This window comes from Microlunatus antarcticus, assembly GCF_014193425.1.
In the GTDB taxonomy this organism is placed as follows: Bacteria; Actinomycetota; Actinomycetes; order Propionibacteriales; family Propionibacteriaceae; genus Microlunatus; species Microlunatus antarcticus.
The window spans coordinates 1,845,337-1,870,644 of the sequence record NZ_JACHZG010000001.1 but is presented as its reverse complement, the minus strand read 5'-3'; the positions used below and the strand labels follow the sequence as shown (position 1 = coordinate 1,870,644).

General features: G+C 73.2%; 23 protein-coding genes. 6 read left to right on the top strand and 17 right to left on the bottom strand.

Going from position 1 to position 25,308, the window contains the following annotated elements; genetic code table 11:
* Nucleotides 1-3: 3 nt before the first annotated feature.
* A complete protein-coding gene (locus tag FHX39_RS08595) occupies nucleotides 4-1,335 on the bottom strand; it encodes a reverse transcriptase family protein (protein WP_183337662.1) in 1,332 nt (443 codons plus the stop codon).
* Between the two features lie 301 nt (nucleotides 1,336-1,636).
* Here FHX39_RS08595 and FHX39_RS08590 point away from each other — a divergent pair, with 301 nt between their 5' ends.
* From FHX39_RS08590 to FHX39_RS08580, 3 genes are read left to right on the top strand one after another with little or no spacing between them, the layout of a single operon-like run.
* Complete coding sequence (locus FHX39_RS08590; RefSeq protein ID WP_183337661.1) at nucleotides 1,637-1,885, top strand: antitoxin; 249 nt, start codon at nucleotides 1,637-1,639, stop codon at nucleotides 1,883-1,885.
* On the top strand, nucleotides 1,882-2,184 hold the full coding sequence (locus FHX39_RS08585; RefSeq protein ID WP_183337660.1) for a type II toxin-antitoxin system PemK/MazF family toxin: 303 nt from the start codon (nucleotides 1,882-1,884) through the stop codon (nucleotides 2,182-2,184). The genes FHX39_RS08590 and FHX39_RS08585 overlap by 4 nt, the downstream gene beginning before the upstream one ends.
* Nucleotides 2,185-2,193: 9 nt before the next feature.
* The gene (locus tag FHX39_RS08580; RefSeq protein ID WP_183337659.1) at nucleotides 2,194-3,549 is read left to right on the top strand and encodes an alpha-L-fucosidase; all 1,356 of its coding nucleotides are present in this window, start codon (nucleotides 2,194-2,196) and stop codon (nucleotides 3,547-3,549) included.
* A 71-nt stretch (nucleotides 3,550-3,620) separates the two neighbouring features.
* Here the strand turns inward: FHX39_RS08580 and FHX39_RS08575 are convergent, their stop codons facing one another.
* The 4 genes from FHX39_RS08575 to FHX39_RS08560 are packed head-to-tail and all read right to left on the bottom strand — an operon-like array spanning nucleotide 3,621 to nucleotide 11,901.
* A complete protein-coding gene (locus FHX39_RS08575) occupies nucleotides 3,621-7,097 on the bottom strand; it encodes a DEAD/DEAH box helicase (RefSeq protein ID WP_183337658.1) in 3,477 nt (1,158 codons plus the stop codon).
* Between the two features lie 54 nt (nucleotides 7,098-7,151).
* On the bottom strand, nucleotides 7,152-8,291 hold the full coding sequence (locus tag FHX39_RS08570; protein WP_183337657.1) for a CDP-glycerol glycerophosphotransferase family protein: 1,140 nt from the start codon (nucleotides 8,289-8,291) through the stop codon (nucleotides 7,152-7,154).
* 11 nt (nucleotides 8,292-8,302) lie between these two features.
* A complete protein-coding gene (locus tag FHX39_RS08565; protein ID WP_183337656.1) occupies nucleotides 8,303-10,564 on the bottom strand; it encodes a beta-glucosidase family protein in 2,262 nt (753 codons plus the stop codon).
* The gene (locus FHX39_RS08560) at nucleotides 10,561-11,901 is read right to left on the bottom strand and encodes an MFS transporter (protein ID WP_183337655.1); all 1,341 of its coding nucleotides are present in this window, start codon (nucleotides 11,899-11,901) and stop codon (nucleotides 10,561-10,563) included. Before FHX39_RS08560 ends, FHX39_RS08565 begins: the two co-directional genes overlap by 4 nt.
* Nucleotides 11,902-12,080: 179 nt before the next feature.
* On the opposite strand from FHX39_RS08560, the gene FHX39_RS08555 reads away from it, so the two are divergent.
* Nucleotides 12,081-12,677 (top strand): hypothetical protein, encoded by a 597-nt coding sequence (locus FHX39_RS08555; RefSeq protein WP_183337654.1) that lies wholly within the window; start codon nucleotides 12,081-12,083, stop codon nucleotides 12,675-12,677.
* Here FHX39_RS08555 and FHX39_RS08550 read toward each other — a convergent pair.
* Both FHX39_RS08550 and FHX39_RS08545 read right to left on the bottom strand, forming a co-directional pair.
* Nucleotides 12,674-13,114, bottom strand: coding sequence for a MerR family transcriptional regulator (locus FHX39_RS08550; RefSeq protein ID WP_332836743.1), 441 nt, complete (start codon nucleotides 13,112-13,114; stop codon nucleotides 12,674-12,676). The two genes, FHX39_RS08555 and FHX39_RS08550, sit on opposite strands and share 4 nt — an antisense overlap.
* Nucleotides 13,107-14,594: a SulP family inorganic anion transporter gene (locus tag FHX39_RS08545; protein WP_332836742.1), complete on the bottom strand. Its 1,488-nt coding sequence runs from the start codon at nucleotides 14,592-14,594 to the stop codon at nucleotides 13,107-13,109. The genes FHX39_RS08550 and FHX39_RS08545 overlap by 8 nt, the downstream gene beginning before the upstream one ends.
* Before the next feature lie 233 nt (nucleotides 14,595-14,827).
* On the opposite strand from FHX39_RS08545, the gene nhaA reads away from it, so the two are divergent.
* On the top strand, nucleotides 14,828-16,150 hold the full coding sequence (nhaA, locus tag FHX39_RS08540) for a Na+/H+ antiporter NhaA (RefSeq protein WP_183337653.1): 1,323 nt from the start codon (nucleotides 14,828-14,830) through the stop codon (nucleotides 16,148-16,150).
* A gap of 4 nt (nucleotides 16,151-16,154) precedes the next feature.
* Here the strand turns inward: nhaA and FHX39_RS08535 are convergent, their stop codons facing one another.
* The 9 genes from FHX39_RS08535 to FHX39_RS08495 form a co-directional block, all read right to left on the bottom strand.
* Nucleotides 16,155-17,507: a DUF2254 domain-containing protein gene (locus FHX39_RS08535; RefSeq protein WP_183341135.1), complete on the bottom strand. Its 1,353-nt coding sequence runs from the start codon at nucleotides 17,505-17,507 to the stop codon at nucleotides 16,155-16,157.
* A gap of 5 nt (nucleotides 17,508-17,512) precedes the next feature.
* Nucleotides 17,513-17,941: an arsenate-mycothiol transferase ArsC gene (locus FHX39_RS08530; RefSeq protein ID WP_183337652.1), complete on the bottom strand. Its 429-nt coding sequence runs from the start codon at nucleotides 17,939-17,941 to the stop codon at nucleotides 17,513-17,515.
* Nucleotides 17,938-19,047: an ACR3 family arsenite efflux transporter gene (gene arsB / locus FHX39_RS08525; protein WP_332836741.1), complete on the bottom strand. Its 1,110-nt coding sequence runs from the start codon at nucleotides 19,045-19,047 to the stop codon at nucleotides 17,938-17,940. Before arsB ends, FHX39_RS08530 begins: the two co-directional genes overlap by 4 nt.
* Nucleotides 19,044-19,424, bottom strand: coding sequence for an ArsR/SmtB family transcription factor (locus FHX39_RS08520; protein WP_183337651.1), 381 nt, complete (start codon nucleotides 19,422-19,424; stop codon nucleotides 19,044-19,046). Before FHX39_RS08520 ends, arsB begins: the two co-directional genes overlap by 4 nt.
* Before the next feature lie 53 nt (nucleotides 19,425-19,477).
* Nucleotides 19,478-20,425 (bottom strand): zinc-binding dehydrogenase, encoded by a 948-nt coding sequence (locus FHX39_RS08515; protein ID WP_332836740.1) that lies wholly within the window; start codon nucleotides 20,423-20,425, stop codon nucleotides 19,478-19,480.
* Nucleotides 20,426-20,544: 119 nt separating this feature from the next.
* Complete coding sequence (locus tag FHX39_RS08510; protein ID WP_183337650.1) at nucleotides 20,545-20,916, bottom strand: carboxymuconolactone decarboxylase family protein; 372 nt, start codon at nucleotides 20,914-20,916, stop codon at nucleotides 20,545-20,547.
* 31 nt (nucleotides 20,917-20,947) lie between these two features.
* Complete coding sequence (locus FHX39_RS08505) at nucleotides 20,948-21,355, bottom strand: (R)-mandelonitrile lyase (RefSeq protein ID WP_183337649.1); 408 nt, start codon at nucleotides 21,353-21,355, stop codon at nucleotides 20,948-20,950.
* A gap of 52 nt (nucleotides 21,356-21,407) precedes the next feature.
* A complete protein-coding gene (locus FHX39_RS08500) occupies nucleotides 21,408-22,310 on the bottom strand; it encodes a helix-turn-helix transcriptional regulator (RefSeq protein ID WP_183337648.1) in 903 nt (300 codons plus the stop codon).
* 84 nt (nucleotides 22,311-22,394) lie between these two features.
* Nucleotides 22,395-23,357 carry an aldo/keto reductase gene (locus FHX39_RS08495; RefSeq protein ID WP_183337647.1) on the bottom strand — a complete coding sequence of 321 codons (963 nt, stop codon included), beginning with the start codon at nucleotides 23,355-23,357 and terminating at the stop codon, nucleotides 22,395-22,397.
* 166 nt (nucleotides 23,358-23,523) lie between these two features.
* On the opposite strand from FHX39_RS08495, the gene FHX39_RS08490 reads away from it, so the two are divergent.
* A complete protein-coding gene (locus tag FHX39_RS08490; protein ID WP_183337646.1) occupies nucleotides 23,524-24,411 on the top strand; it encodes a helix-turn-helix transcriptional regulator in 888 nt (295 codons plus the stop codon).
* 7 nt (nucleotides 24,412-24,418) lie between these two features.
* Here the strand turns inward: FHX39_RS08490 and FHX39_RS08485 are convergent, their stop codons facing one another.
* Entirely contained in the window at nucleotides 24,419-24,949 is a 531-nt protein-coding gene (locus FHX39_RS08485; protein WP_183337645.1) for a cyclophilin-like fold protein, read from the bottom strand.
* Between the last annotated feature and the right edge of the window lie 359 nt (nucleotides 24,950-25,308).

The window sequence follows — 25,308 nt, the reverse complement described above, 5'->3', positions numbered from 1 at the left end:
AGCTCAGCCGGGCCAGACGATCGCGTCGAGCTGGGCCCGCAGACGCCGGCCGCGGACCGGGTTCACCGACTCGACCCACCCGACGCGGCCCTCGAGGTGGGAGCGGAAGTCGGGGTGGTCGGCCCGGTTGGCTGCGGACGGACCGTTCCGGGTGGCGTCGTGCAGGACGGCTCGCAGCTGGTCGTGGTAGGCGCGGGTGACGTTGAGCCGCTCGTTCACGACCAGCCCCGTGACCTCCTGACGCTCCCCCGTCCCCCGCACCCGCGTCTTCGCCGGGTTGAGGTCGAAGCCCTCGTCGCGCACGATCGACCCCACCGACGCGACGAGGCGGTGGGCGCTCCCCCGCGGTCCGGAGAACGTGAGGTCGTCGGCGTACCGGCTGTACGTCAGCCCGGCCGTCGCCGCCAGCCCGGCCAGGCGCCGGTCAAGGGTGAAGCAGGCCAGGTTCGCCAGGGCGGGTGACGTCGGAGCGCCCTGCGGGAGGTGCCGGGCCCGAAGGCTGGACCGCAGCCACGCCCGGGCGGCCTCGGACCCGCCGGGCGGCATCCGGCCGAGCACCGCGACCGGTGTCTGGTGCGTGCACAGGCAGGCCAGGGCCCACGCGACGGCCTCCGGGTAGCCGAGGCCGCGGAACAGGCCGTTGACGCGCCCGACCGTGATCGAGGTGAAGAACGACCGCAGGTCGAGGCAGACGACCGACGCCGCGCCCACGTGGGTCCGGGCGTGCGTGACGGCGCTGCGGCCGCGGACGAAGCCGTGCGCGGCCGGGTGCACCGGCACCCAGACGAGGACGCGGTCGAGCACCCGCCGCAGGACGGCGCGCAGGAGCGGGGTGGGTGACTCGAGCAGGCGGGGCACGGCGCCCGGGCGCTCGACCCAGCGGTGCCGGTGGAGGTGGAACGGCCCGTCCGGGGTCCGCCGAGACAGACCGCGGGCGTCGACCACCCAGTCGAGCTGCTCGAGCGGGAGCTCGAGGAGGTCGGCCAGCGCCGGCAGGTCGGGGACCTCGGGCACGGGCCAGCGGCGTTCGCCCATCACCCCGGCTACGGTCGAGATCCGCACGACCCGCAGCGCCCGGCCCCGTTGCGCGGCCCGCTCGGCGTGCTCGACCAGCGCCGTCCGCCCGAGCAGGAAGCGGCTCAGCTCGTACGGCCGGTCGGTCGGCGCGAACCGGTGGTTCTCGAGCACCTGCCGCACCAGTGCGGACATCCAGCGGTAGCGGTGCCCGAGCGCGGTCCCGGCCGCGTCGACGAGCGCGGGCGCGGTCCACCTATCTGCGGCGAGGAACGCCCAGGCGAGGCCGCGTGCGAGGCCCTCGTCGGGGCGGTGGCTCACAGCGCAGTCCTGCCCGGCCGGGTCCTCCGCGGCCGTCCGCGAGGGTGTGGCGGCGACGCCGGACGACCAGTCCTGCACGAGCGGGTGCCGACCTGCGCGGAGCGCAGTCGCGCACCTGCCGACCTGCTGCGGGGTTGACCTGCTGCCACCCGAGGGAGCCTCGGGCACCGATCCCGCCGGAGCGGGGTCGCGTTCTCGCCGACGTCGCCGACCACGCCTGAGTCTGACGCACGACCTCCGGGCGAGCCGCGTCTCCTCTCTGCGGACCGTCGCCGCGATACCACCTGGGTATGCTCGCGGTATGTCGACTCAGATGACCGTACGACTCTCGGACGAGGCAGCGGCGTTCATCGACCAGCAGGTGGCCGGAGGTGCGGTCGCCTCCCGGGCCGCCGCGCTGGACAAGCTGGTCCGCCGGGAGATCCGCCGGGAACGCGCGGCGCAGGACGCCCTGATCTACGCCCGCGCAGGTGAGGACCACGAGCTCGAAGGCTTCCACGAGGCAGCGGCACGCCGCCGGCTCGCCCACCAGGCCGACCTCGCCCGTTGAGGCCCATCCACGTCGTCACCCTCGACAAGCCGAGGCCCGCCGTCCTGCTCACGCGGCCCGAGGTCCTCGACTGCCGTGCGTGGGTGAGCATCGCGCCGATCACCTCCACGGTCCGAGGCCTGTCGGTCGAGGTGCCCGTCGGCCCCGCGAACGGGATCGACCACCCGAGCGTGGTCAACTGCGACGACATCAACACCGTGCACCGCGACGACGTCGGGCGGCTCCTCGGCTACCTGCGCGACGACCAGGAGCCCCAGCTCGCCGAGGCGATCGTCGCCGCGTTCGCCCTCGACCTGTAGGAGCCACCGTTGTCCCCCGCGCCCGTCCTCTCGACGCCTGAGCAGACCGACTCCCCGGAGCTGTGGGCCTCGCTCGCCCGCCCGCTGCCCGACTGGTACGCCAAAGCCAAGCTCGGCATCTTCGTCCACTGGGGTCCCTACTCCGTCCCCGCCTGGGCCGAGCCGAGCGGCGCCCTGGGGGCGGTTCCCGAGGACGTCTGGTTCACGCACAACGCGTACGCGGAGTGGTACCTCAACACGATCCGCATCCCGGGCAGCCCGGCGGCGCAGCACCACCGCGAGGTCCACGGCGACGCCCCGTACGACGACTTCCTCGACGCCTGGACGGCGAGCGAGTTCGACCCGCCCGGCTGGGCGCGGCTGTTCGCCCGGGCGGGGGCGGAGTACGTCATCCCCACGAGCAAGCACCACGACGGCGTCGCGCTCTGGGACGCGCCGGGCACCGGCGCGCGGAACACGGTCCACCGCGGACCGCGGCGCGACCTGCTCGCCGAGATCGCGGACGCGGTCCGGGCCGAGGGGCTCCGCTTCGGCGTCTACTACTCCGGCGGGCTGGACTGGTCCGTGACCGACCTCCCGCCGCAGACCACGTTCGCCGAGGTGCAGGACCTGCGCCCCCGGGACGCCGCGTACAGCCTCTACGCCTTCTCCCACGTGGCCGACCTCGTGCGGCGCTACTCCCCCAGCGTGCTGTGGAACGACATCGAGTGGCCCGACTTCGCCAAGCGCGGCGGCCCGGAGTCGCTGCACCGGTTGTTCGCGGACTACTACGCGGCCGTGCCGGACGGCGTGGTCAACGACCGCTGGGGCGACACCCACCACGACTTCGTCACGAGCGAGTACGAGCACAACCGCCACGTCGAGGGCGCTGAGCCGTGGGAGAACAACCGGGGCATCGGCTTCTCCTTCGGCCACAACACCGCGGAGGACGAGAGCCGGGCGATGGACGGGCGGGCCCTCACGCGCTACCTGACCGACATCGTCGCCCGCGGCGGACGGCTGCTGCTCAACGTCGGACCGACGGCCGAGGGTGTCATCCCCGAGTTCCAGCGACGCGCGCTCGAGGGCCTGGGCCGCTGGATGGACGCGGCCGCCCCCGTGCTGCGCGCGTCGACGCCGGTCGAGCCGGACGTGGCGCGCCCGTCGGACGAGCCGTGGGTGCGGTGGCTGGGCACGCCGGGCCACCTCGTGGCCGTGGTCGACGCCGCCGGGACGGTTCCGCTGGAGGTGACGGCCGAGGTCGACCTCGCCGACGTCCGCGTCCTCAACGGCTCGGCCGAGGTCCGGCGCGACGGAGACCGGCTGACGGCGTCGGTCACGCCGTCGGAGGACGGACCCTGCCTGATCGAGCTCCCCACCCGCTGAACGGTGCGGATCCGACCGCGTCTGCCCGGTCGGATCCGCGCCGATCTGCGACGACCCGCGGATGAGCCGCGTCAGCCGACCAGCGCCGCGATGTCCCGGGCCGTCAGGGCGGCGCCGAGCTCGACCTCGCCGTCGAGCACGCTCGCGAACAGCTCCGCCTTGCGTGCCGACAGCGCGACGACCTTCTGCTCCACGGTGTCGGCGGCCACCAGGCGGTAGACCATGACGGGCCGGGTCTGGCCGATCCGGTGCGTCCGGTCGATCGCCTGGGCCTCGACCGCCGGGTTCCACCAGGGGTCGAGGACGAAGACGTAGTCGGCCTCGGTGAGGTTGAGCCCGACGCCGCCGGCCTTGAGGCTGATGAGGAACACGGGTGCCGTGCCCTGCCGGAACCCGTCGACCACCTCGGCCCGGTTGCGCGTCCTCCCGTCGAGGTACGCGTACGGGATCCCGGCCGCGTCGAGGCGGGCCCGGATCCGCCCCAGGAACCGGGTGAACTGGCTGAACACCAGCGCCCGGTGGCCCTCTGCAGCCAGCTCCTCGAGGCGGTCGAGCAGCTCGTCGATCTTGGCCGAGCCGACGTCGGAGTGGACCGGGTCCACGAGCGCGGGGTCGAGCGCGAGCTGCCGCAGCCGCGTGAGCGAGGCGAGGATCGTGATGCGGTTGTGCTCGACGCCCTCGTCGTCGTCGAGCAGCTTGAGCAGCCGTTGGCGCTCGCGGGCGAGGTGGGTGTCGTAGAGCACGCGGTGCTGCTGGGACAGCTCGACCTCGACCACCTGGACCTGCTTGGGTGGCAGGTCGCCGGCCACCAGCTCCTTCGTCCGGCGCAGCACGACGGGCCGGATCCGCTTCAGCAGGGCGGGCAGCGCCTGCGGGTCGGCCTGCTGCTCGATCGGCTGGGCGACCGTGGTCCGGAACGACTCCGCGTACGGGAACATGCCGGGAGCGGTGAGCGACAGGATCGACCACAGCTCCATCAGGTTGTTCTCCAGCGGCGTGCCCGTGATGGCGAAGCGGCAGTCGGCCTCGACGTCGCGCAGGGCCGACCAGGTCTTGCTGCGGTGGTTCTTCACCGCCTGCGCCTCGTCGAGGACCAGCCCGGCCCACCGCACGGCGGCGTAGTCGGCCGCCTCGAGACGCAGCAGCGTGTACGTCGTCACGACGACGTCGACCTGCTCGTCGGGGTCGGGCGGGTCCAGCAGGCGGGAGAGCGACCAGCCCCGCCGCGCCGTCGCACCGGTGACGGTGGCCAGGCGGAGGCCGGGGGTGAAGCGTCCCGCCTCGGAGCGCCACGTCGCGACCACGCTGGACGGGACGACGACCAGGAACGGTCGCCGCGCGGTCCCGTCCTCACGCTCCTCCTGCTCCTCGCGCGCTCGGGCGATCATCGCCAGCGTCTGCACGGTCTTGCCCAGGCCCATGTCGTCGGCCAGGATCCCGCCGAGCCGCTGGCGACGCAGGAAGCTCAGCCACTGGTAGCCCTCGTGCTGGTACGGCCGCAGCGTGGCCCGCAGGTCGACGGGCAGGGGCTCGACCGGGAGCTCCGCGCCCTCCTCGGCCAGCCCGCGCAGCGCGGCCGAGGCGGCGGCCCACTCGCTCAGCTGACCCTCGGTCGCCCCGATCTCGTGGACGTCCGCGAGCAGGCCGTGGGCCTGCCGGCTGAGTCGGATCACGTCGCTGTCCGCCCCAAGACCCGCCGCGAGCTCGGCCTCGGCGTCGTCGTCCGGCTCCTCCGTCCGGCGCCGCGCGGACCGCCGGTCGGTGAACGTCCGCGCCTCCTGCACGAGCCGCGCCAGGCGGTCGAGCTCGGGCCGGTCGAGGTTCACGTACGCGCCCTTGCGCAGCATGACGACCGTCTGGCCGGTGGCCAGCGCCTTCAGCACCGTCGGCAGCCCGAGCCACACGGTGCCCAGCTCGTCGTCCTCGACGGACACCAGCACCTCGAGGTCGAGCCAGTCGGTCTGGTCGTGGCGCATCGCCGCACCGCGCGGGTGGAACTGGACCTGCGGGAGCCCGGTGACCTCGCGGAACGCGGGCGGCGAGCCGTTGGTGACGACCTCCAGCTCCGGGTGGGCCTGGAGGCGCGGCAGGTCACGTTCCGCGAACCGCATGGCCTCGACGTCGCGCAGACTGACGCTCGCCGTCAGCGTGCCGGGGCCGCGCAGCCGCAGGCCGAGCAGCGCGTCGAGCTCGGGGTCCCAGCCGAGCCGGTCCACCAGGGCGGCCTCCGCCCCGCGGTCGCGCCAGCCGCGGGGACCGTCCTGGCCGTCGAGCGGGAACTGCTGGGCCTGGTCGCCGCGGCGGTAGAGCCAGCGCCAGCCGAGCTCGACGCGGCCGTCCTCGCTCCAGGTCACGTCGCCGCGCAGGGTGACGACGGCGGGGCCGGGGATGTCCACCGACCCGTCGCGGGACGTGACCTCGACGGTCGACGCGAGGGCGGGCAGGTACTCCCCCACGAGCTCCGGCAGCGCCTCGGCGCCCACGCGGAGGTCGAGGCCGGTGTCGAGCCAGGAGCGGACCGACGGCGGCACCGGGCCGGCGAGCGGGGCGAGCACCAGCGAGGTGGTCGTCGCCGGGTCGTCGGTCGGGCGCCGCCGCAGCACCACGCCGTGGGGTGGCTCCCCCACCAGCGCGACGTCCTCGGCGGCGTAGCGCACGCCGTCCGCGGTCACGCCGACGCTGACCTCGACCTCCCCGGCCTCCCCGCTCTTGGCGGACGGGCGCCGTACGTCCACCCCGAGGGTCGCGGCGTCGACGAGCCGGACGTCGGCACCGCCCGGCACGACCAGCGGCAGCCCGCGCGCGACCACGCGCTCCAGGGCCCGCCAGAGCCCGGGCCCGGCGGCGTGCAGGTCGATGGCGTCGGAGGACGTCGCCAGGTAGCCGCGGCGCCCCAGCAGGGCGTTCTTCAGGTCCGCGAGGGCCTCGAGGTCGGCGGGGTCGCCGTCCGCGACCTCGGGCGTCCGCACCCAGGCCGAGCCGTACGGGTCGGTCCCGATCCGCGACCACTCCACCCCGCGCCGGACCCAGCGCCCGTTCTTCCCCTTGCGCACGGCGCGGACCCACACGCGGAACGGTGCCTCCGCGGGGCCCCAGCGCGACCGGGGCGGCGGCTTGGGCAGGACGAGCTCCACCCCCAGCACGACGTCCGGGACGGGAGCGGTGGCCGCGCCCGCCGCCTCGTCGAGCACCCCGTCGAGCACCGTCCGCCAGTCCGGGCGCCGACCCTCGCCCACCCCCGCGGCCGCCGAGGTCAGCGCCGAGACGAGGGCGTACGCGTGCTTGCAGGCGTCACCGACCGGGCAGCTGCAGCCGGTGCGGACGCGCAGCCCGTCCGGGCCGCCGGGCTCGATCATCAGCGTGGTCCGGTAGGTCTCGCTGCCCCTCACGAGGGCGGAGGCGAAGAGGGAGCCGTCGGCCCAGTCCTGCTCGAGGTGGCTGACCCGGCCCCCGCGCGCGTACGCCAGCCCCCGATGCCGCGTGCCCACGTCGAACGTGCCGTCGGTCAGCAGCGCACGCACGTCGCCGATCCCGACCGCGCTCACCACCCGCGACACGGTAGGCGCTCGCACCGACAACCCTGAACGGCGGACGCCTCGGCGTCAGAGACCCGCCAGGGCCTCGTCCCGCTGGGCGAGCAGCTGACCCTTGACGAAGCGGCCGACCCGCCGGGTGGCGTGGCCGTCGTCGAGGGCGCAGTAGGTGCGGCGGAACTCCCGGTAGGCCGTCGCGTACGCCCGCCGGACGCCGGGCAGGTCGGTCAGGGCGGCGGTCAGCGCCTCCTGGGTGCGGACGACCGGTCCGGGCGCCACGGGCTCGAGCTCGAAGTAGAAGCCGCGGTCGACGTCACGGTAGGTCTCGAGGTCGTAGGTGTAGAAGATCAGCGGCTTGCCCGTGACCGCGAAGTCGAACATCGACGACGAGTAGTCGGTCACCAGCACGTCGGCGGCCGCGTAGAGCTCGGCGATGTCGGGGTGCCAGGAGACGTCGAGCACGCCGGGCACCTCGACCCGCACGAGGCGGTCGGTCATGAAGTAGTGCACCCGGGTCAGCACCCGCACCCCGGGGCCGAGGTCGGCGACAAGCCGCTCCAGGTCCAGGGCGAGGTGCAGCGGGGTGGAGCGGTCGTCGAACATCCGGTCGCGGAAGGTCGGCGCGTAGAGCACGACGGTCTCGTCGTCGGCCAGGCCGAGCGACGCCCGGGTGCGGGCGCGGACCTCGTCCACCACGGGGCGCTGCAGCACGTCGTTGCGGGGATAGCCGAGCTCGAGGACCGACCCGCCCCAGCGGAACGCGCTGCGCAGCCGGGGCGTGCTCGCCGGGCTCGGGGAGAGCAGGTGGTCCCAGCGCGCGACGTCCTCCTCCAGCCAGTCCAGGCGGCCGGGCGGCGCCCACCGGACGTCGCGGTGCACGGTCTTCAGCGGCGTGCCGTGCCAGAGCTGGAGGTAGGTCGAGCCCGGTCGCTTGGTCCAGCTGATCTCGATGTGGGTGTTGCCCACGACGAGGTCGGCCGCCTCGAGCGCGGCGACGGACTCCGCGGACCCGTACGGCACGGTCGCGACCCCCGACGGGAACCCGGCCCGGTGCGCGGGGTCCACGAGCCACACGTGGTCGGCGTCCACGCGCGGCGTGAGCCACGTGTGGAGCGCGCGTGGGCTGTCGCTGTAGCGGCCGGCGAACGAGTCGTAGACGATCGTCGGACGGGGCTCAGCGGCGTCGGGGACGTGGGTGCGCGTTCTCATGGGGCTCCGAATTATGCAGGAGCATCGGCCCCCCGGCGCCACTCCTCCGTGACCTCGTCCAGGCGGTCCTGCGACAGGCTCATCCCGCCGAAGTTCGCCAGCGTGCTCATCGGCATCGTCCCGATGACGCTGAGGAGCTCCGGCTCGAGCACCGCGCCGGGCTGACCGGCGCTGATCTCGCGCTCGAGCAGCGCGCGGCCGCGCGGGTCGGCCATCCACTCGTGCAGGGTCGAGTCGCGGGCGAGCGGGCGGGCCAGGCTCGGCGCGTCCACGTGCACGGTCTGGCGCAGCGGCAGGTCGCGGGAGCTCGACCCCACGGCCAGCGTGAAGTCGCCCGCCTCGACGGCCCACCGCCCGTTCAGCTCCGACCAGAAGGAGAACGCCCGCTGGCCGAGCTCGACCGACACCTGCTGCGAGGCGCCGGGGGCCAGCTCGACGCGGGCGAACCCGCCGAGCTCCCGCACCGGGCGCGTGACGCTCGACCCGGGGTCCTCGACGTACACCTGCACGACCTCGGCCCCGGTCACGGACCCGGTGTTGCGCACGGTGACGGTCACCGTCGCCCCCAGCGACCCGTCGGCGACCGACCCGTGGGTCGCCACCGTCAGGTCGGAGAGCGCGAAGGTCGTGTACGACAGCCCGAAGCCGAACGGGAACGCGACCTCGAGGTGGGAGGCGTCGTAGCCCCGGTAGCCGACGAAGAGCCCCTCTCCGTAGCGCACGACCTGCGAGTCGCCGGGGAAGCCCAGGTAGGACGAGCTGTCCTCGAGCCGGTGCGGGACCGTCTCGGCGAGCTTGCCCGACGGGTTCACCGCCCCGGTGAGGACGTCCACGATCCCGCCCCCGGCGGCCTGGCCGCCCAGCCACGCCTCGACCAGGGCCCGTGCGTGCGGCACGACGTCGCCCAGCACGACGGTCGAGCCGTTGGCCAGCACCACGACGACGTCGGCGTTGACCGCGGCGACCGCCGCGAGCGTGGCCAGCTGGTTGGCCGGCAGGTCCAGGTGGGTCCGGTCGAAGCCCTCCGACTCGTCGGCGGCCGGCAGCCCGAGGACCACGACCACCGTGCTGGCCTGCGTCGCGACCCGTTCGGCCTCGGCGCGCAGCGCCTCGTCCTCGCCCGTGTCGCCCACCCCGTAGCCGGCCGCGAACGGCACGTCCCCGAAGCGGGCCGTGAGCTCGTCGAGGATGACGTCGACGCGGGTGGGGTTCACCTGCGACGAGCCCGCCCCCTGGTAGCGCGGGGTGCGGGCGAGCTCGCCGACGACGGCGATCGAGGTGTCCGGCGCGAGCGGCAGGATGCCGTCGTTGGTGAGCAGCACGACCGACCGCGCCGCCGCCTCCCGCGCCAGGGTGTGGTGCGCGTCGACGTCGAAGGACTCGTCGAGGTCGAGCACGTGCCGCCCCTTGGCGGCGAGCTCGAGCACCGTACGCACGCGCGCGTCGAGCACCGCGACGTCGAGCTCGCCCGACTGCACGGCCGCGACCACCGCGTCCGGGCTGTGCGGCAGCGCCGGCGGCATCTCGAGGTCGGTCCCGGCGACCAGCGCGGGCACGCGGTGGTAGACCGCGCCCCAGTCCGACACGACCAGGCCCTCGAAGCCGAAGTCGTCGCGCAGGACCGTGGTCAGCAGCCACGGGTTCTCCGACGCGGACAGCCCGTTCACCTTGTTGTAGGCGCACATCACCGTCCACGGCTGCGACGCCGTGACGACCCGTTCGAAGGCGGGCAGGTAGATCTCGCGCAGCGTGCGCTCGTCGACCCGGGCGTCCACCCGCAGCCGGTCGGTCTCCTGGTTGTTGGCCGCGTAGTGCTTCAGCGAGGTGCCGACGCCGTGCGCCTGGATGCCGTCGACGAGGCCGACCGCGAGCTCCCCGGTGAGGTACGGGTCCTCCGAGAAGTACTCGAAGTTGCGACCGCACAGCGGTGAGCGCTTGATGTTGATGCCCGGGCCGAGGATCACCGACAGGTTGCAGGCGCGGGCCTCCTGGGCCAGCGCCGCGCCGATCCGGCCGAGCAGCTCCGGGTCCCAGGCCGAGGCGATCGCCGAGGCCGTCGGGAAGCAGGTCGCGGGCAGCGACCCGCCGAGCCCGAGGTGGTCGCCCTCCTCCGGCTGGGCCCGGAGGCCGTGCGGGCCGTCCGAGACCATGATCCGCGGGATGCCGAGCCGTTCGACCCCGGTGGTGTGCCAGAAGTCGGAGCCGCTGGTCAGCGAGGCCTTCTCCTGCAGGGTCAGCTCGGTCAGCAGGCGGTCGACGTCGAGGTCGCTCACTTCACCTTCTTGATCGGCAGCACGACCAGGGCGCCGATCAGGGCCGCCACCCCGGCCGAGTAGAGCAGCAGCGTGTAGTTCTTGTCGGCCCCCACGGCTCCGATCGAGAGCAGCAGCGCCCCGATGGCCGGGGCCGCGCTCTGCGGCAGGGCGTTGGCCATGTTGAACACGCCGAGGTCCTTGCCCGCGTCGTCCGGGTTGGGCAGGACGTCGACGACCAGCGCGAGGTCGACCCCGACGTAGATGCCGTACGCGACGCCCAGGATCCCCTCGACGACGTAGAAGCCGGCCAGCGTGCTGACGTGCGCCAGCAGCACGATGCCGACGCCGAAGAGCAGCGTGGAGCCCGCGACCAGGAACTTCCGCCTGCCGGTCCGGTCGGAGATCTTGCCCGCGACGTAGCCCGACACGACGAGCGCGATGGTGTAGATCAGGACCCCGACCGTGACCGCCGCCGGCGCGGCGCTCTCCGCCAGGCCGAGCTTGTCGCGCAGGTAGAAGAGCCGGAACGTCGTGAACATGAACGTGGCGAGCGTGATGAGGAAGCGCGACCACCAGGCGAGGGCGAAGTCGGGGTGCTTCAGGGGGTTCAGCCACAGCGTGGTGATCCATTCCGAGGGCGTCATCGCCCCCGGCTTCACGCGCAGCCGCTGGTCGGGCAGGATCACCGCGAACAGGATCATCGCGCCGATGGCGAAGATCGACGGCACGACGAACAGGACCACGAGGTGGTTCTGGAGCAGCTGGGCGAGGTAGGTGCCGCCCAGGATGCCGACGTTCTGGGCGATGCCGAGCAGCGCGGCGACGCTCCCCCGCTGGAACTTCGGCACCTGGTCGGAGATCGTGGCGACGAACGGGGCCAACGTGGCGTTCGCGCCCAGCTGGGCGAGGCACCAGCCGAGCGTGATCACGGTGACGTTCTGCCCGAGAGCCATCACGACGAAGGCGAGCGTCATCACGGTCGTGCCGGCGACGAGCCAGGGCCGGCGCCGGCCGAAGCGCGAGGTGGTCCGGTCCGAGAGCCGCCCGAAGACGACGTTGCCCAGCGTGGCGGCCAGCGCGCCGAAGCCGCCGATGATGCCTACGGCCGTCGTCTGCTGCTCGAGCGGGATGGTCTTCTGCACCTTGAGGCTGATGCCGACGATCGCGGGACCGAGCAGGGCGATGAAGAAGATCAGCTGCGCGAAGACGAGCCCGCCGACGAACTTCGGTCCGACCTCCTTGGTCGGCACCTGGAACCAGTGGTGCTCGGCCCCCCGTTCCGCCACCCCGACCCCTCCCGAGCCCCCGTCACCCCGGGCCGGGTCCTCGTACGGGCTGTCGCTGCTGCTGCTCATGGGGTGCTCCTCGGCTCTGAGGTGGCGGGTCCGACCGGCGGCGTGCGCCGCAGGCGTCTGAGCACCGTAGGGCCCCCGGTCGGTGCCTGGCAACGGTCGCGCGGACCGACATCGTTGCCGGGGCTGAAGAATCTCGCGTCGGCTGGTCGGGCCCGGGTGGGAGGTGGGAGGGTTCTCGGATGGCCAGACCAGACCGCCGTGACGGCGTGACCGGCGCCGCCGGCGCCGACCCGGTGCTGCTGCAGCGCGGCAACCTCGTCGTCACCCGGAGCCGCGCGATCCGCGTGGGGGCGCTCCTGCTCCTCCTCCTGCTCGGCGTCGTGCTGCCGTACGTCACGCTCGGCTACATCGACGCCCGGTCCGTCCCGGTGACCGGGCGGCCCCGGCTGTTCGGCGCGGCCGGTCTCCTCGGTGGTGTCGACCCCACGTACCTCCCGGGCTACCGCCAGGAGATCCGGTCGGCGTACAACCTCGCGCTGAACTTCGCCGCCGCCGGTCCGGGCCTCCAGCAGATCGGGACCGTCGTCGCGGTGCTGTCGTGCTGGGCGCTGCTGACGGAGGAGATCAACCGGATCGTCTGGTGGTTCCTGCACCTGTCGGCCTACCCGCTGCTGCTCGCCGCCGTCCCGCTCCTGATCGGCGCGCACCAGCTGCACGCCCTCGGCGTCCCGCTCGGCGTCGGGCCGGCCTGGGTCCCCGGCCTGCTGGCGGGCGTGCTCGTCTGGCTGTCGTCCTGGCAGGCCAGGTCGCGCATCGACACCTACGGCAGCTTCTAGTCGCGCCGGCCCCGGGTGGCGAGCAGGTCCCGGAACTCCTCGGCGTACGCGAGCTGGCGCCGCAGCGTCGAGCAGCTCTCGACCGCGCGCGCGTGGCAGTCGACGACGAAGGCGACGGCCGCCGCCCGGGCCTCGGGCGTCGCCGTCGGGTCGTCGAGCACGTCCAGCGACACGAGCATCTGCTTCATCTCGTCGAGGGTGAAGCCGAGCGGCTTCATGCGCCGGATGGTGCGGAGCCGGGCCACGTCGTCGGCGGTGTAGAGACGGAAGCCACCGGTGCTGCGGGCGGACGGGGTGACCAGGCCCGCCTCCTCCCAGTGGCGCAGCGTGCGGACAGACACCTCGGTCAGCTCGGCCACCTGCCCGATCTGCATCTGCACGGGGTGCTGGTCGGCCGGGCGCGAGCTCACGTGGGCGCCCGGAGCCCCGTCAGTCACCGGCACCGAGCTGACCGGTGAGGCGGGAGTGCCAGGCCTGGCTGGGCTCGTTGAGACCGACGATCTCCACCCGTTTGCCGCGCTGGCGGTACTTGAGCTCGATCGAGTCCAGCGCCGCGACGGTCGAGGAGTCGTAGATCTGCGCGCCGCTGAGGTCGATGACCACGTGGGCCGGGTCGCCGGCGTAGTCGAACTGACCGACGAGGTCGTTGCTCGAGGCGAAGAACAGCGCCCCGCGCACCGCGTAGACGCGGGTGTCCTCGTCGGGGTGCGCGACGTCGACGACCTCGGTGAAGTGCGCGACCCGGCGGGCGAAGAACAGGCAGGCCACGACGACGCCGACGAGCACGCCGTACGCCAGGTTGTGGGTTGCGACCGTCACGACGACGGTGGCCAGCATGATCACCGTGGCGCTCAGCGGCATCCGCCGCAGCGTGGACGGCCGGATGCTGTGCCAGTCGAAGGTCCCGACCGACACCATGATCATCACGGCGACCAGCGCGGCCATCGGGATCCCGGCCACGACGTCGCCGAGCACGACGACGAGGATCAGCAGGAACACCCCGGCCAGGAACGTCGAGATCCGCGTCCGCGCCCCCGAGACCTTCGTGTTGATCATCGTCTGGCCGATCATCGCGCAGCCGCCCATGCCCCCGAAGAGCCCGGTGACGATGTTCGCCACGCCCTGGCCCCAGGTCTCCCGCCGCTTGTCCGAGTGGCTGTCGGTGACCTCGTCGACGAGCTTGGCCGTCATCAACGACTCCAGGATCCCGACCAGCGCCACCGCGAACGCGAACGGCGCGATGATCCGCAGGGTCGCCCAGGTCAGGGGCACGTCGGGGAAGAACAGGCTCGGCAGGCTGTCGGGCAGCGCGCCCTGGTCGCCGACCGTCGGCACCTGCAGGCCCAGGACGACGACGGTGACCGTGATCAGCACGATCGCCACCAGCGGCGCCGGGACGACGCGGGTCAGCCGCGGGAGGAAGACCATGACGGCGATCCCGGCCGCCACCATCGGGTAGACGAGCCACGGCACCCCGATGAGGTACGGCATCTGACTGGTGAAGATCAGGATCGCCAGCGCGTTGACGAAGCCGATCATGACGCTGCGCGGCACGAAGCGCATGAGCCGGGCGACGCCGAGCAGGCTGAGCACGATCTGCAGCACCCCGGCCAGGAGCACCGTGACGACCAGGTAGTCGAGCCCGTACGCCCGTACGAGCGGCGCGATGACCAGCGCGACCGCACCCGTCGCGGCCGAGATCATGGCCGGCCGACCGCCGACGAACGCGATCGTCACCGCCATCGTGAAGGAGGCGAACAGCCCGACCCGCGGGTCGACGCCCGCGATGATCGAGAACGAGATCGCCTCGGGGATCAGCGCCAGCGCGACGACCAGCCCGGCGAGCACCTCCGTGCGCAGACGACGCGGCGAGCGCAGCGCGGCCAGGACGGAGTCGGGTGGGGATGCTGCGGGCACCTGCGCAGGGGCGAGGGCGGAGGAGGTCACGGGGTCCGTTCGGAGGAGGAGACCGGGGGTCGGTCGTCGGAAGGGCTGCGGACGACCCGCAGCAGTCGGTCCGAACTCTACCCTCACGTCAGGGAAGAGTGCACCGGAGGAGTGCGGCGTCCCGGTCTTCGCCGTCTAAGGTGGGCTCTGGTGTGCCGGGAAGTCTGGTCGGCGATGATGCTGGCGACCCCTGAGGAACGACGATGACCACCACCCCCACCGCCCCGCGCTCGGTCTTCCCGCGCGGCTCCTGGACCGAGACGGCCCGGATCGCCGCCCTGCTGCGCCGCGAGACCGTCGGCGGCGCCCTGCTCCTCGTCGCGACCGTGCTCGCCCTCGTCTGGGCCAACTCACCCTGGGGCGCCGCGTACGCCCGGCTCCGCGACCTGGTCGTCGGGCCCGAGGCGCTGCACCTCGACCTGACGCTGGGGGCCTGGGCCGGCGACGGGCTGCTCGCGATCTTCTTCTTCGTCGCCGGGCTGGAGCTCAAGCGCGAGTTCGTCGCCGGGGACCTCCGCGACCCGCGGCGCGCGGCCCTGCCCGTCGTCGCGGCGGTCGGGGGCATGGCCGTCCCCGCGGCGCTCTTCGCCCTCGTGAACCTGCGCGCGGGCGACGGGGCGCTCCAGGGCTGGGCGATCCCGACGGCCACCGACATCGCCTTCGCCCTCGCCGTCCTGGCCGTCGTGAGCACGCACCTCCCGGGCGCCCTGCGGACGTTCCTGCTCACCCTGGCCGTCGTCGACGACCTGCTGGCCATCACGATCATCGCCATCTTCTACACCCGCGACCTGGACCTGCCCCTCCTCGCCCTGGCCCTGCTCCCGCTCGCCGTCTTCGGCTTCCTGGTGCAGCGTCGGGTCCGCTCCTGGTGGCTGCTGGTCCCGCTCGCCGCCCTCACCTGGGGTCTCGTGCACGCGTCCGGGGTGCACGCCACGGTGGCCGGGGTCCTGCTCGCCTTCACCGTCCCCGTCATGCGCAGCGAGGCCGCCGGCGGGCCCGGCGCCGGGCCCGGCCTGGCCGAGCACCTCGAGCACCGGATCCGTCCGCTGTCGGCGGGCTTCGCGGTCCCGGTCTTCGCCTTCTTCGCCGCCGGGGTGACGGTCGGAGGCCTCACCGGCCTCCGCAGCGCGCTCGCCGACACGGTCGCCCTGGGGATCGTCGTCGGCCTGGTGCTCGGCAAGACGATCGGCATCTTCACGGCGACCTACCTGATGGCGCGCTTCACGCGCGCGACGCTCGACGAGGACCTGCGCTGGGTCGACGTCGCCGGGGTCGCCGTCCTCGCCGGCATCGGCTTCACCGTGTCGCTGCTCATCGGCGAGCTCGCGTACGGCAGCGGCAGCGAGCGCGACGAGCACGTGAAGGTCGGCGTCCTGGTCGGCTCCCTCGTCGCCGCCCTGCTGGCGTCGGTCGTCCTCCGGCTCCGGAACCGCACCTACCGCCGGCTCTGCGCGGCGGAGGAGCTCGACTCCGACGCCGACGGCACCCCCGACGTCTACCAGGACGGGTCCTCCGCCCGGGGCTGAGCCGTCAGGCGGGCGGGCCACCGGGCACGGGCTCGTCGAGCGCTCGGTCGACGCCCTGCCGAGCCGCGGTCAGCCCGGTCCGCTGCTCCTCGTCGAAGTCCTGGGCGGCAGCGGTCTGGTCGAGCCGCCGCGCCTGCTGGCGAATCGCGTCGCGGTGCTCCGGCCGCGCGTTCCACGCCACGTCGGCGAGCAGCTGGTACAGCGCTCCGAGCACCCGGCTGTCCGCCGCCCCGAAGCGCCGCGACGGTGTGACCGCGGCGTCCAGCAGCTCGTCGAACCCCGGGCTCGCGACCACCAGGCGGACGGTGCCCTCGTCGTCGTCCAGCACCCGCGACCCCAGCTCGTGCCGGCCGAGGTCCGCGAGCAGCTCGCCGGTCCGCACGACGGCGTGGACCGCCGTCGTCGGGTCGTTGATCCCCGGCGAGAGGGCCTTGTTGGCCACGTCGGTCAGCTGACGGAGCCCGTAGGCGAGGTCCTCCGTGGAGGTGCGCTCCGGGCCCAGACGCACGGCCCGGTCGAGCGCCCGGCGCAGCCGGTCCTCGTCGGCCGAGGAGGGCGCGCTGCCGTCGCTCCGCCACAGGCGGCCGAGGGGTGTGCCCTCCACGAGGAAGCTGCCGATCGGCCGATCCACCAGGAGCACGAGGTCGGCCTCCGCCGCCGCGGCGACCAGCCGTCGACGGTCGAGACGGAGGAGGAAGCCCGATCCGTGGGCGAGCACCGTCCGGGCGTCGGGCGGGACGGTCGGCGCGACCGGCCAGCGTTCGCCCTCGGCCAGCGGCGGCAGCACCGCGGCGAGCGTCGACCGGGCGTCGCGGCAGACGGTCCCGAGCATGGTCTCGACGCGGATCTGCCGGGTGAGGTGAGCGAGGAACAGGACCAGCGCGACGACGCTCACCATCGCCATCAGGTAGCTGCAGGTCACCGCGAGCCGGGGCACGAAGGGCTGGGTGCTCTCGGCCTCCGACCGCACGGAGCGCAGCACGGTGAGCGAGAACGCGAACGTGGCCAGGAAGACCGCCAGGGTGACCTGCACGAAGAGGTCCTGCGTGAACGTGCGCAGCAGGCGCGGCGAGAACTGGCTGCTCGCGAGCTGGAGCGTGACCACCGTCAGCGAGAAGGTCAACGACGTGACGGTGATCAACGAGCTGCCCACCGCGTCCAGCACCGTCTGGGCCGCGCCGGCGTCGCCGCCGAAGGCCACGGCGTCCAACCACCCGGGCAGGCGGCCGTCGACGGCTGCGTCGAGGCGGGGCACCAGCTGACCGCCGACGATCGCCAGCACGACCCCGAGGACGGGGATCGGCCAGAGCCGGTCGCGGACGGTGTTGCGCAGCAGCAGGAGGAGCCGCGAGGGCATGACGGTCACGGCCGGTCCGGGGACGCGGCGACGAGACGGTCGTAGAGGTCGTCGACGCGCCGCGCGATGTCGTCGCGGACCAGCCGCATCCGCTCCAGGCCGTCGATCCCGCGCTCGGACGGCTCGTCGGTCTCCCAGGTCTCGAACCGGGTGCCGGGGACCTCGTCGACGTGCGCCTCCCGGCCGAGGGTGATGACCACGTCCGCTGCTCTCACCAGCGCCTCGGTGACCGCCTTGGGGGTGTGGTCGGCGATGTCGACCCCGACCTCGGCCAGGGACTGCGCCGACAGCCCGTTGACCGCCGTCCCCGGCCTGGTGCCGGCCGAGTCGACCTGCACGGCGTCGCCGGCGCGCTTCGCCATCAGGCCTGCCGCCATCGGCGACTTGCCCCCGTTCCTGACGCAGACGAACAGGACGCTGGGTCGTCCGCTCATCCGCGGGCTCCTTCGACAGGTGCGGTCACCGGCGAGCCGAACAGGTGCCGACGCGCCCACAGGGACACGTACACCAGGCCGACGAGGGCGGGCACCTCGATGAGCGGCCCGACCACGCCGGCCAGCGCCTGCCCCGACGTGACGCCGAAGGTGGCGATCGCGACCGCGATGGCGAGCTCGAAGTTGTTGCCGGCGGCGGTGAACGCGAGCGTCGTCGCCCGGGGGTAGCCGAGGCGCAGGGCCCGGCCGATCAGCAGGCTCCCGGTGAACACCACGGCGAAGTAGACCAGCAGCGGCAGGGCGATCCGGACCACGTGCAGCGGCTCGGAGGTGATGGTGCCGCCCTGGAGAGCGAAGAGGACGACGATGGTGAAGAGCAGCCCGTAGAGCGCCCAGGGCCCGATCCTGGGCAGCACGCGGGCCTCGTACCCCGCGCGACCGAGCCGGCGCTCGCCGAGAGTGCGGGTCAGGAACCCGAGCACCAGCGGGACGCCGAGGAACACCAGGACGCTCGCGGTGATCGACCAGACCGAGAAGCCGGCCGACGTCGTCGGGAGCCCCAGCCACGAGGGCAGCACCTGCAGGTAGAACCAGCCCAGCGCGCCGAAGGCGACGACCTGGAACACCGAGTTGATCGCGACGAGCACCGCGGCCGCCTCCCGGTCGCCGCAGGCGAGGTCGTTCCAGATCAGCACCATCGCGATGCAGCGGGCCAGCCCGACGATGATCAACCCCGTGCGGTACTCGGGCAGGTCGGGCAGGAACAGCCACGCGAGCGCGAACATGAACGCCGGCGCGAGCACCCAGTTGATCACCAACGAGGTGATCATCAGACGGCGGTCGGCCAGCACCCGGTGGGTCTCGTCGTAGCGGACCTTGGCCAGCACCGGGTACATCATCACGAGCAGCCCGATCGCGATCGGCAACGACACCGAGCCGACCTTCACCGCGTCCAGGACGCCGGCCAGGCCCGGGACCACCCGACCGAGGAGCAGTCCGAGCCCCATCGCCGCGACGATCCACACCGGCAGGAAGCGGTCCGTCGTCGAGAGCCGGGCCCGCGTCTCCTGCTCCCCCGTGACCAGCTCGGACGTGTGGGCGCTCACGCGCAGCGCCCCGACGTGGAGGGGGTCCCGGACACGGGCGCGAGGAGGGTCGCCAGGTCGGTCAGCGCGTCGGGCCGCGCCCGGTAGTAGACCCAGGTCCCCCGCTTCTCCCGCTCGAGCAGCCCGGCCCCGTGGAGCACCTTGAGGTGGTGGCTGATCGTCGGCTGCGACAGATCGAAGCAGTCGTTCAGGTCGCAGACGCAGGCCTCCCCGCCCTCGTGGGACGCCACGATCGACAGCAGCCGGAGCCGCACCGGGTCGGCGAGCGCCTTCAGCAGCGGCGCGACCTGCTCAGCCCGGGACCGGCTGAGCGGCTCGCGCGAGAGCGGGACGCAGCACGCCGCTGCCGGGACCGGGACGGGAAGCACGGCGGACATCGACACCCGTCGATATTGACGGTCATCGATCCGCCGCGCAACCCCGGGGTCGGTCAGACGCGGATGAGCACCTTCAGCGCCTCGCGGGCGTCCATCAGTCGGTAGGCCTCGGCGATGTCGGCAAGCGGGAGCTCGCGGTCGAACACCTGGCCGGGGTCGGTGGTCCCGTCGAGGACCTGCGGGATCGCGGCCTCCAGGTAGGCGCGGATCGTCGCCGGTCCGCCGGTGAGGGTGACGTTCTTGCCGAACAGCGAGGCGAAGCCGACCGGGGCCTCCTCGTACTGCGGCACCCCGACTCGCGAGATCACCCCGCCGGGGCGGACGATGCCGTACGCCTGCTCGTACGCCGGCAGGTGGCCGACGGCCTCGAGGACGACGTGCGAGCCCTCGCCGCCGGTGATCTCCAGGACCTTCGCGACACCCTCGTCGCCGCGCTCGGCGACGACGTGCGTGGCGCCGAACTTCCGGCCGAGGTCCGTCCGCGACTCGTGGCGGCCCATCAGGATGATCGTCTCGGCTCCAAGCTCCTTGCTCGCGAGGACGGCCGAGAGGCCGACGGCCCCGTCGCCGATCACGGTGACGGTCTTGCCCGGGCCGACCTGGCCCTGTCGGGCGGCGTGGTATCCGGTGAGGTAGACGTCGGACAGCGTCAGCAGCGACGGCATCAGCGACTCGTCGGTCCCCTCGGGCACCACGACCGCGGTGCCGTCCGCCTCCGGCACGATCAGCAGCTCGGCCTGGGTCGCCGACGGCGCCCCGTCGAAGAAGCCGCCGTGCACGCACGAGGTGGTGATCCCGTCACGGCAGAAGGCACACGTGCCGTCCGACCAGGCGAAGGGGACGATGACGGTGTCACCGGCCTTGAGCGTCGTGACCTCGGCACCGACCTCCTGGACGACCCCGATGGCCTCGTGGCCCATCCGCCGACCCTCGGGCGTGGGCTCGAGGTCGTGGTACGGGTGCAGGTCGGAGCCGCACACGCACGCGTACGTGACGCGCACCAGGGCTCGGTCGGGGCGGAGATCGTGGGGTCGGGGACGTCTTCGACGCGGACGTCGCCGGCCCCGTACATCAGGGTTGCCTTCATCGGACGTTCTCTTCCTCTGGGTGGGGGCCGGCGTCAGCCGGCGAAGACCTGCTGGGCGACGGTGACGGCCGTCATGGCCTTGGGCCAACCGGCGTAGAAGGCGAGGTGGGTGATCGCCTCGATCAGCTCGGTCTCGGTCACGCCGTTCTTACGGGCGTGGTCGAGGTGGAAGCGCAGCTGGTCGGCGTCCCCGCCCGCGACCAGCGCGGCGACGGTCACGAGGCTGCGGTCGCGCGCGGCGAGTCCGGGACGGTTCCACACGTCGTCGAAGAGGACGTCGTCGGTGAGCTCGGCGAGCTTGGGGGCGACGTCGCCGATCGCGCGGCGTCCGCCGCCGACCTGGCGCCGCTGCTCGCCCTGGTGGATCTGCTCGGTCTGGTCGGTCTGCTCGGTCTGGTCGGTCATCTGGGGTTCCTCCTCGGGAGAGCGGGGTGGGTCAGGCCTGCTGCGCGGCGGCGTACGTCTCGTCGTCGAGCGGCTCGAGCCAGGTGGTCGGGTCCGAGCCGTCCGGCTTCGTCTCGAGCAGCGCGAAGTGGCTCATGAAGGTGTCGGCCGCGGCGCCGTGCCAGTGCTCCTCGTCCGGCGGGCACACGACGGTGTCGCCCGCACGGACCCGCACCACCGACCCGTCCCGGATCCCGACCAGGCCGACCCCCTCGGTGACGTGCAGGGTCTGCCCGACGGCGTGGCGGTGCCAGTTCGTGCGGGCGCCCGGGGGGAAGCGCACCAGGCCCACGCTCAGGTGGGACGGGCCGGTGCCGGCGTGGATCGGCGTCAGGTAGACGTCGCCGGTGAACCAGGCGGCCGGGTTGAGGACCGTCGCCTGGGGGTGCTTGAGCTCCATCGGAGCGTCTCCTTCGAGATCGTGGTTCGGTCGTGGGTCAGGAGGGTCGGGCTCACGCGTCCGCGCCGAGCGCGTCGGCGTCCTCGGCCGTCCGGGTCGCCGCCCAGGACGCGAGGAGGTCGAGCGCGTGGGCCGAGGCCGACCCGGGCTCGGCGGCGTAGAGCGTGAGGGTGAGGCCCGGCGCCGAGATCATGTCGACGCTCTCGTACGCCAGGAGGAGGTCACCGACCTCGCCGTGGTGGAACCGCTTGGCCCCTGCGCCGTGCTGGCGCACGTCGTGCGCGCTCCAGCGGCGCCGGAAGTCCGGGCTGCGCGTCGACAGCTCCCCCACCAGGTCGTGCAGCGCCTTGTCGTGCGGGTCCCGGCCGGCCTCGGTGTGCAGGATCGACACGCAGATGTCGGCGGCGCCGTCCCAGTCGGGGTAGAAGTCGTGCGCCGCGTCGAGGTCGAGGAACGTGAACCGGGCGAAGTTCGGGGCCTCGGTCGACAGCGAGCTCGGCGCGGTGTAGACGGACTCGTGCATCGCCCGGCCGAGGTGGTTCGTCGCGAGCAGGTCCATCCGTCCGTTGCGGACCAGCGCCGGCGCGGTGAACCGGTCGAGGACCCAGAGCAGGCTCGGTTGCGGCGTCCACGTCCGACTCGTCCGCCGGCGCGGCCGCATCCCGGCCAGGGTCCCGTCGGCGGCCTGCGCCAGGTGGAAGAGGTGGCCGCGCTCGGCGTCGTCGAGCTGCAGGGCCCGGGCCAGCGCGTCGAGCACCGACGCCGAGGCGCCGGCGATCGCGCCCCGCTCGAGCTTGGAGTAGTACTCGATGCTGACGCCCGCCAGCGCGGCGACCTCGCCCCGGCGCAGCCCGGGCACCCGGCGCGCACCGGTCTCGGGCAGGCCGACCTGGCGCGGGGTCACCTTCGCCCGCCGGGACGTGAGGAACTCCCGCACCTCGTCGCTGCTGTCCATGCGATCGACACTAGGACGGGTCGTCCGGGACTGGGACTCCCTGCCGGTACACCTCACGCCGGTGCCCTCCTCCACCGTCGCGGCTCACCACCAGTACGCGGGCTGGGTCGTGTACGGCGCCTCGAGGCGCTGGATCTCGTCGTCGGTGAGGGTGATGTCGAGCGCGGCGACGGCGTCGGCGAGGTGGTGCGGCTTGGTGGCGCCGACGACGGGCGCGGACACGACCGGCTTGGTGAGCAGCCAGGCGATCCCGATCTGGGCCATCGGCACGTCGCGCTCGCGGGCGATCTCCTCGACGACCTCGACGACGGGCTGGTCGATGTCGAGGTCGAAGGACTTGGCGACCTGGTCGGTGCTGCCGCGCTGGGTCTGCTGGCCCCAGGGCCGGGCGAGGCGGCCCTTCCCGAGCGGGGAGTAGGGGATGCAGCCGACGCCCGTGTCGGCGCACATCGGGAGCATCTCGCGCTCCTCCTCCCGCTTGAGGAGGTTGTACTGGTCCTGCATGGAGACGAACCGGGTCCAACCTCCCGCGTCGGCCGCGTGCTGCAGCTTGGCGAACTGCCAGGCCCACATCGAGGACGCCCCGAGGTAGCGGACCTTGCCAGCCTTGACGACGTCGTGGAGGGCCTCCATGGTCTCCTCGACCGGCACCTCGTCGTCGTAGCGGTGGATCTGGTAGAGGTCGACGTAGTCGGTGCCGAGGCGGGTGAGGGAGGCGTCGAGCTGCTCGAGGATGGCCTTGCGCGACAGGCCGGAGCCGCCGGGGCCGTCGTGCATGCGGTTGTGGACCTTGGTGGCGAGCACGATGTCCTCGCGGCGGGCGTACTCCTTCACCGCGCGGCCGACGAACTCCTCCGAGCTGCCGCCGCCGTAGCCGTTGGCGGTGTCCCAGAACGTCACGCCGAGCTCGACGGCCTGGCGGAAGAAGGGTTGAGCGGCGTCCTCGTCGAGGGTCCACTGGTGGAAGCCGGGGTTGCCGAAGCTCATGCACCCCATCGCGATCCGGGGGATCTTCAGCCCGGTCCGGCCCAGTCGTCCGTACTCCATCGTCGGTTCCTCTCCTCGTTCCACCGGCAGCAGGGGCCGTCGGCCGTCGACGTCAGTCGACCGCAGATCGGCAGGAGCAGGAAGCCCCTGTCGTGAGGGGTTACGTGGTGAGGGGTACGGAGAGGGACTCCCACCGTGGCGGGCGCCCCTCCTAGGGTCGGCGGTCATGGACAACCGCAGCGAGGTGCGCGACTTCCTGACCTCGCGTCGAGCCCGCCTCAGGCCGGAGCAGGTGGGTCTGACCAGCCGCGGCGCCCGGCGGGTGCCGGGTCTGCGCCGGGCCGAGGCGGCGCAGCTGGCCGGGGTCAGCATCGAGTACTACACGCGGCTGGAGCGCGGCAACCTCAGCGGTGCGTCGGAGGCCGTGCTGGACAGCCTGGCGCGAGGTCTGCGTCTGGACGAGTCCGAACGGGCGTACCTGTTCGACCTGGCCCGGTCAGCGTCTGCTTCGACCGCTCAGCGCAGGCCGGCCCGACCCACCGTCCGTGAGCTGCGGCCGAGCATCGGCCGGCTGCTCGACGCCATGGTCGGCGTCCCGGCCTTCGTCCGGAACGGACGCCTCGACGTCCTGGCCATCAACACGATGGGCCGTGCCCTCTACAGCGTGGCCTACGAGCGCCCGGAGCGGCCGGTGAACCTGGCCCGGTTCGTCTTTCTCGACCCGCGCGCCCACCTGCTGCACCCCGACTGGGAGGCGTCGGCGGCGACCACCGTGGCGATCCTGCGCACCGAGGCCGGGCGGGATCCCTTCGACAAGGGCCTGACCGACCTGGTGGGCGAGCTGTCGACGCGCAGCGACGACTTCCGTCGGCTGTGGGCGGCGCACGACGTCCGGCTGCACCGCTTCGGCGCCAAGCACTTCCGCCACGCGGAGGTCGGGGACCTGGACCTGACCTTCGACGCCCTCGAGCTCCCCGGTGAGCCCGACCTGACCCTGACCGCCTACAGCGCCGAGCCCGGCACCGTCGCGGCCGACAACCTGGCCCTGCTCGCGAGCTGGGCCGCAACCCACGACCAGACCCCGAGCAGCGCGGCCGACGGTTCTCCGCGCTGAGTGGTCGTCACGGGGTCTGGACCTCCACGCGGACGCTGACGCCGTCGCCCTCGTCCACCAGCCGCGCGATGCTCTCGTCGAAGCGGCCGATGCGGACGATGCCCGGGTAGTAGCCCATGTCGCCGTAGTAGAAGACGAGGTCGCGCCCGGGGGCGTAGTAGCCGATCTCGCCCACGTCGGGATCGGAGCCCCGCGGGGCGCCGTCGGTGGTCAGGGCCTGCGGCAGTCCGCCCGTCTTCTCGGTCCCGTGCAGGTCGTCCATGGCGACGGTCAGCGGCAGCCGGTCGGCCAGGTCACGCGCGGTCGGGTTGTCGAACAGCTCGGCGGCGAAGGTCCGGCCGCCGACGACCACCCGGACCGGCGTGACGCCGGGCGAGGTCGACCGGGTCGGGGACGGGGCCCTCGGCGAGGACGTCCCGGGACCGGTCGGGGTGCGGGCGGGCGTGGGCTCGCTCGCCGCCGGTGAGTCTCCGGGGCCGACGGAGCAGGCGCTGCCGAGCACGAGCGCGGCCAGGAGCAGCCGCAAGGTCGGGCGCACAAGGGGAACGTGGGCGACGAGGGCGGCGGTCGTGGCTCTAGCGCGGGAGGCGAGGTGCACGGGGCGAGCTCCTGGTTCTCGAGGGAGAACCCCAGGAGACCCGGCGTACGACCGGCGCTGAAGTCACTGACAGGAGGTGTACCGCGAGGGGACCCCGCTCATGATGCGTCCCCTGACTTCGCCCCACTCGATGAGCCTGGCCCGCCGACTCCACGCTCAGCACCTTCGGTTGACGGCGATCGAGTGAAGGAAAACCAGGGAATCGCCGGGTGTGCAGGTTCGACGAGCGCGGCGAGGGCCAGGTCGCCTGAGGTGCTCTGCAGGTACACCCTCCGCCAGGGACTTCCTGCTGACCGCTT

Excerpts from the sequence above, each read along its gene's own strand:
- FHX39_RS08590 (WP_183337661.1), top strand. The coding sequence starts at position 1,637 with ATGTCGACTCAGATGACCGTACGACTCTCGGACGAGGCAGCGGCGTTC.
- FHX39_RS08570 (WP_183337657.1), bottom strand. The coding sequence starts at position 8,291 with ATGAGAACGCGCACCCACGTCCCCGACGCCGCTGAGCCCCGTCCGACG.
- FHX39_RS08560 (WP_183337655.1), bottom strand. The coding sequence starts at position 11,901 with ATGAGCAGCAGCAGCGACAGCCCGTACGAGGACCCGGCCCGGGGTGAC.
- FHX39_RS08555 (WP_183337654.1), top strand. The coding sequence starts at position 12,081 with ATGGCCAGACCAGACCGCCGTGACGGCGTGACCGGCGCCGCCGGCGCC.
- nhaA (WP_183337653.1), top strand. The coding sequence starts at position 14,828 with ATGACCACCACCCCCACCGCCCCGCGCTCGGTCTTCCCGCGCGGCTCC.
- FHX39_RS08535 (WP_183341135.1), bottom strand. The coding sequence starts at position 17,507 with ATGCCCTCGCGGCTCCTCCTGCTGCTGCGCAACACCGTCCGCGACCGG.
- FHX39_RS08530 (WP_183337652.1), bottom strand. The coding sequence starts at position 17,941 with ATGAGCGGACGACCCAGCGTCCTGTTCGTCTGCGTCAGGAACGGGGGC.
- FHX39_RS08520 (WP_183337651.1), bottom strand. The coding sequence starts at position 19,424 with ATGTCCGCCGTGCTTCCCGTCCCGGTCCCGGCAGCGGCGTGCTGCGTC.
- FHX39_RS08510 (WP_183337650.1), bottom strand. The coding sequence starts at position 20,916 with ATGACCGACCAGACCGAGCAGACCGACCAGACCGAGCAGATCCACCAG.
- FHX39_RS08505 (WP_183337649.1), bottom strand. The coding sequence starts at position 21,355 with ATGGAGCTCAAGCACCCCCAGGCGACGGTCCTCAACCCGGCCGCCTGG.
- FHX39_RS08500 (WP_183337648.1), bottom strand. The coding sequence starts at position 22,310 with ATGGACAGCAGCGACGAGGTGCGGGAGTTCCTCACGTCCCGGCGGGCG.
- FHX39_RS08495 (WP_183337647.1), bottom strand. The coding sequence starts at position 23,357 with ATGGAGTACGGACGACTGGGCCGGACCGGGCTGAAGATCCCCCGGATC.
- FHX39_RS08490 (WP_183337646.1), top strand. The coding sequence starts at position 23,524 with ATGGACAACCGCAGCGAGGTGCGCGACTTCCTGACCTCGCGTCGAGCC.